Below are 5654 nucleotides of genomic sequence, written 5' to 3'. Positions count from 1 at the left end.
TCGTACGCCCGTCGGTGTGCGCCCGGTCGCGCGTGCGGTGGCCGTGACCCGGTGCCGCGCGCCCGGGCGCACACCGACGGGCGTACGACGAGCGCGGTGGGCGCCGTCGCCGCCCCGGCGTCCGGTACGGCGTCCCCGGTGGCGTCGCCGTCCTCGGTGCGCGCGCTGTCCGCGCCCCGGCCCGCGGCCCCCGAACTCGCCGCCGCCGTGCAGCGGGAGTGCCTGCGACGCGGGCTCATCGTGGGGCTGGGCGGGCGGCACGGCGGTGTCGTACGCCTGCTGCCGCCACTGACCATCACCGACGAACAGGCGACGGCCGTGCTGGACCGGCTCGCCGACGCCGTCCAGGCCGCCGCACTGCGCACCCCCTCCGAGGAGGCACTGTGAACACCGTCCCCGGGACCGGCGCCGCACACCCCACCGACCAGCGGACGGGGCCCGGCTCCGCGCAGTCCGGCGACTCGCGGACGGGGCCCGGCTCCGCGCAGTCCGGCGACTCGCGGACGGGGCTCGGCTCCGCGCAGTCCGGCGACTCGCGGACAGGGCCCGGCTCCGCGCAGTCCGGCGACCAGCGGACAGGGCTCGGCTCCCCGGAGCCCACCGTCCCCCGGCAGTTGCCGCGGCGCGCGGGGCGAGGGCAGCCACCGTGCGGCGCGACGGCCGTCCGCACCGGCCCCGACTCCGTCTCCGGGCTCGCCCCTGATCCCGGCCCCGACACCGACCCCGACACCCTGGCCGACGCCGCCACCGTGGAGAACCTGCTGCGCTGCTGGGTCCGCGAGACGGGGCTCGTCGCGCCCGCCGACGGTGAGCTGAGGATCCCCCTGCCCGCCTCCGGTGCGGCCCTGACCGTCCCCGTCCTCCACTGGTCCCCGACGGGACACCACCGTTTCGGGCGCGCACGGCTCGCCGGCGCCCCCGCCGGGTCCGGCCCGGCCGACGCGGTCACCGTCGCGGCCCTGCTCGGCCGGGAAGCCAGCGGGGGCGCCCCCGACGCGCACACCAACGACCTGGTCGCGCGCGTCGCCGACTCCGTCCGCCGTACCGCCGTCTTCCTGCGCGACCGCCGGCGGCACCCGGACGACGGCCCCGACCGCTTCCTCTCGGCGGAACAGGCACTCCTCCTCGGGCATCCCCTTCACCCGGCACCGAAGGGCCGCGAAGGTCTCACGGAAGCCGAGAACCACCCGTACTCGCCCGAGACCCGCGGCACCTTCCCCCTGCACTGGATCGCGGTCGCCCCCTCCGTGCTCGCCACGGACTCCGCGTGGACCGAGCGCGGCAGACCCGTCCCCGCGGACCGGCTCACCGCGCGGCTCGCCGGCACCGGACCGGACGCACCCCCCGACGGACACGCCCTGCTCCCGCTGCATCCCTGGCAGTGGCGCGAGGTACGGCACCGACCCGCCGTCGCCGAACTGCTCGACGCCGGACTCCTGCGCGATCTCGGCGAAGGCGGCGCGCCCTGGCACCCCACCTCCTCCGTGCGTACCGTCTACCGGTCCGGCGCCCCCGCCATGCTCAAGCTGTCGCTCGCCCTGCGCATCACCAACTCGCGCCGGGAGAACCTCCGCAAGGAACTGCACCGGGGTGTGGAGGTGCACCGGCTGCTGCGCACCGGACTGGCCGGGGAGTGGCACGAGGCCCACCCGCGCTTCGACGTCGTCCGCGACCCGGCCTGGCTCGCCGTGGACACCCCGGACGGCGACCCCGTGCCCGGCGTCGACGTGATGATCCGGCACAACCCCTTCCGACCCGCCGACGACGTCTCCTGCGTCGCCGGACTCGTCGCGCCCCACCGGACGCCCTCCGGTTCCCGTCTCGCCGCCGTACTGAACCGGCTGGCAGCGCGCAGCGGGCGCCCACGCACGGCGGTGGCCACGGAGTGGTTCCTGCGCTACCTGGAACACATCGTGCGCCCCGTGCTGTGGCTGGACGGCGAGGCCGGCATCGCCCTGGAGGCCCACCAGCAGAACACCCTCGTCCTGCTGGACGCCGACGGCTGGCCCGCCGGCGGGCGCTACCGCGACAACCAGGGGTACTACTTCCGCGCGTCACGCCGCGCCGACCTCGACGCCCGGCTGCCCGGCATCGGCACCCGCAGCGACACGTTCGTCTCCGACGACGTCACCGACGAACGGTTCACGTACTACCTCGCCGTCAACAACGTGTTCGGCCTCATCGGAGCGTTCGGCGCCCAGGGCCTCGCCGATGAACGGCTGCTGCTCGCCGCGCTCCGCCGCTTCCTCACCCGTGCCGCCGCCGGGCCCGGCCGGACGCGCAGCTCCCTGCCCGCCCGGCTGCTCGACTCGCCCGTCCTGCGCTGCAAGGCCAACCTGCTCACCCGCCTGCACGGCCTCGACGAACTCGTGGGCCCCGTGGACACCCAGTCCGTCTACGTCACCATCGCCAACCCCCTGCACGGGTGACCGCGGACGGGAGCACGACGGTGGCGGACGGCGCGAGCGAGGGGAGCGCGGACGGCTCGGTGCGCCCGGGGAGCGACGCGCGGGTGGACTCCGGTTCCGCCGGTCCGCGGCCGGCCGGCCCCCGATCAGCCGGCCTCCGATCGGTCGGCCCCCGCTCGGCGGGCTCGCTTCCGGTGGGCGAGATCGGCGAGTGGGGGCCGGCTGCCACGCCCGCCGGGGACTTCCGGCTCCTACCCGTGCGCGTGGAGCGGGATCTGCCGCTGCTGGTCCGCTGGATGAACGATCCCGCGACGGCCGCCTTCTGGGAGCTGGCGGGCCCGCCCTCCGTGACCGAGCAGCACGTACGAGCCCAGCTCGACGGCGACGGACACAGCGTCCCCTGCCTGGGCGTCCTGGACGGCACACCCATGAGCTACTGGGAGATCTACCGCGCCGACCTGGACCCGCTGGCCGACCACTGTCCCGTCCGCACGGACGACACCGGCGTCCATCTGCTCATCGGCGGCCGGGCCGACCGAGGGCGCGGCCTCGGCAGTACCCTGATCCGCGCTGTCGCCGACCTGGTGTTCGACCATCGGCCCGCCTGCACACGCGTCCTCGCCGAACCCGACCTGCGGAACACACCGTCCGTCGCCGCGTTCCTGACAGCCGGGTTCCGGTTCGAGGCCGAGGTCGAGCTGCCCGGCAAGCGGGCCGCGCTCATGATCCGGGACCGGGAACTGCGAGCGGTGATGTGAGCGGGCCGCCGATCGCCGGTCTTGATCGGTGCGGAGCGGTCGTACTCCGGCACAGAACCGTCGTACGAACAGTCGTATCGCGTGCTCGTCCCGCCCCGACCCGGTCACGTCCGGACGATCACGGTCCCGGAGCCATCCCCTCGCCTCCCCGCGATCACCCGTTTGTCAGTGCCGCGCCGTAGGGTGGTCGGGCTATGACGAAGCCCTCACTCCACGAACTCCTCCATGCCGCCGTCGGCGCCGTCGGCGGCACGGAGCGCCCCGGCCAGGTGGCCATGGCCCAGGCCGTCGCCGAGGCCATCGACGACGGCACCCACCTGCTCGTCCAGGCCGGCACCGGCACCGGAAAGTCGCTCGGCTACCTCGTGCCGGCGCTCGCACACGGCGAGCGGGTCGTCGTCGCGACCGCCACGCTGGCACTGCAACGCCAGCTCGTGGAGCGTGACCTCCCGCGCACGGTGGACGCGCTGCACCCCCTGCTGCGCCGGCGGCCGGAGTTCGCGATGCTCAAGGGCCGGTCCAACTACCTGTGCCTGCACCGCCTGCACGAGGGCATGCCGCAGGACGAGGAGGAGGGCCTGTTCGACCAGTTCGAGGCCGCCGCGCCCACCAGCAAGCTGGGCCAGGACCTGCTGCGGCTGCGGGACTGGGCGGACGAGACGGAGTCCGGCGACCGCGACGACCTCACCCCCGGCGTCTCCGACCGCGCCTGGGGGCAGGTGTCGGTGTCCTCCCGGGAGTGCCTCGGCGCCGCGAAGTGCGCCTACGGGGCGGAGTGCTTCGCCGAGACGGCCCGCGAGCACGCCAAGCTCGCGGAGGTCGTCGTCACCAACCACGCGCTGCTGGCCATCGACGCCATCGAGGGCGCGCCCGTGCTGCCGCAGCACGAGGTGCTGATCGTCGACGAGGCCCACGAACTGGTGTCCCGGGTCACCGGCGTCGCCACGGGCGAGCTGACCCCCGGCCAGGTCAACCGTGCGGTGCGCCGCGCCGCCAAGCTGGTGAACGAGAAGGCCGCGGACCAGCTCCAGACCGCCGCCGAGGGCTTCGAGAAGCTGATGGAGCTGGCCCTGCCGGGCCGCCTGGAGGAGATCCCGGAGGATCTGGCGTACGCGCTCATGGCGCTCCGCGACGCCTCCCGCACCGTCATCTCCGCGATCGGCGCCACGCGCGACAAGTCCGTGCAGGACGAGGACGCGGTCCGCAAGCAGGCCCTGGCCTCCGTGGAGAACGTGCACGACGTGGCGGAGCGGATCGTCAACGGCTCCGAGTGGGACGTCGTCTGGTACGAGCGGCACGACCGCTTCGGGGCCTCCCTGCGCGTCGCCCCCATGAACGTGTCGGGCCTGCTGAGGGAGAAGCTCTTCGCCGACCGCTCGGTGATCCTCACCTCCGCCACCCTGAAGCTGGGCGGCGACTTCAACGGCGTCGGCGCCTCCCTGGGCCTCGCCCCCGAAGGCACCGAAGGCGACGACGTCCCGCAGTGGAGGGGCGTCGACGTCGGCTCGCCGTTCGACTACCGCAAGCAGGGCATCCTGTACGTGGCCAAGCATCTGGCCCGGCCCGCCCGGGACGGCGACCGTGCCGACATGCTGGACGAGCTGACCGAGCTGATCCAGGCCGCCGGCGGTCGCACGCTCGGCCTCTTCTCCTCGATGCGGGCCGCCCAGCTCGCCGCGGAGGAGCTGCGCGGCCGTATCCCCGAGTTCCCGATCCTCCTCCAGGGCGAGGAGACGCTCGGTGAGCTGATCAAGAACTTCGCCGCCGATCCGAAGACCTGTCTGTTCGGCACGCTGTCGCTGTGGCAGGGCGTGGACGTGCCGGGCCCCAGCTGTCAGCTGGTGGTCATGGACAAGATTCCGTTCCCGCGGCCCGACGATCCGCTGATGAGCGCGCGCCAGAAAGCGGTGGAGGACGCCGGTGGCAACGGCTTCATGGCGGTCGCCGCGACGCACGCCGCGCTGCTCATGGCCCAGGGAGCCGGCCGTCTCGTCCGCGCCTCGGGCGACCGTGGCGTGGTCGCCGTACTGGACCCGCGTCTCGCCACGGCCCGGTACGGCAGCTATCTGAAGGCCTCGATGCCGGACTTCTGGTACACCACCGACCGCAACCAGGTCCGCCGGTCCCTCGCCGCGATCGACGCGGCGGCCCGGGAGGCGGAAGCGGGCGAGGCCTGACGGGACCGCTGCGCCCGGCGCCTCGCTCGCGGCTCGCGAGCCCCGGCACCCTCGGCTCCGGCCTGCGCGTGCATCCGGCCCGGCCTGCGCGCCGGCCTGGCCTGTGTACAGGCCACGCCGGAGCCCCGCCGTACCCGCAGCCCGTGCCCCGGGACCCCCGCGCAGGCGGGGAGCCCGCGCCCCCCTAGGTGGTGTCTTCAAATGTCACGCCCACATCAGGAGCGAGGCGAGGGTGACGGCTGCCTGGTAGGACTCGACGGTCTTGTCATAGCGGGTGGCAATGCCGCGCCACTGCTTCAAGCGGTTGAAGC

Annotated in this window: 3 protein-coding genes and 2 pseudogenes; 4 read left to right on the top strand and 1 reads right to left on the bottom strand. The window is 74.4% G+C overall.

All coding sequences use genetic code 11. The features are described 5' to 3' along the window. The 4 genes and pseudogenes from MTQ10_RS27210 to MTQ10_RS27195 form a co-directional block, all read left to right on the top strand. Window positions 1–387 (top strand): annotated as a pseudogene (locus MTQ10_RS27210) (hypothetical protein); the annotation flags it as partial. 227 nt (window positions 388–614) lie between these two features. Continuing rightward, entirely contained in the window at window positions 615–2429 is a 1815-nt protein-coding gene (locus MTQ10_RS27205; protein ID WP_282612652.1) for an IucA/IucC family protein, read from the top strand. After that, entirely contained in the window at window positions 2426–3166 is a 741-nt protein-coding gene (locus MTQ10_RS27200) for a GNAT family N-acetyltransferase (protein WP_374117707.1), read from the top strand. The genes MTQ10_RS27205 and MTQ10_RS27200 overlap by 4 nt, the downstream gene beginning before the upstream one ends. A 194-nt stretch (window positions 3167–3360) precedes the next feature. Then, entirely contained in the window at window positions 3361–5343 is a 1983-nt protein-coding gene (locus tag MTQ10_RS27195; RefSeq protein ID WP_247472892.1) for an ATP-dependent DNA helicase, read from the top strand. A 204-nt stretch (window positions 5344–5547) separates the two neighbouring features. On the opposite strand, the pseudogene MTQ10_RS27190 reads toward MTQ10_RS27195, so the two are convergent. Beyond that, window positions 5548–5654: pseudogene (locus MTQ10_RS27190) on the bottom strand (IS5/IS1182 family transposase); the annotation flags it as partial.

Origin of the sequence: Streptomyces sp. XM83C, assembly GCF_023072675.1 — a bacterium.
Classification (GTDB): Bacteria; Actinomycetota; Actinomycetes; order Streptomycetales; family Streptomycetaceae; genus Streptomyces; species Streptomyces thermocoprophilus.
This window is presented reverse-complemented; position numbering and strand designations above follow the sequence as displayed.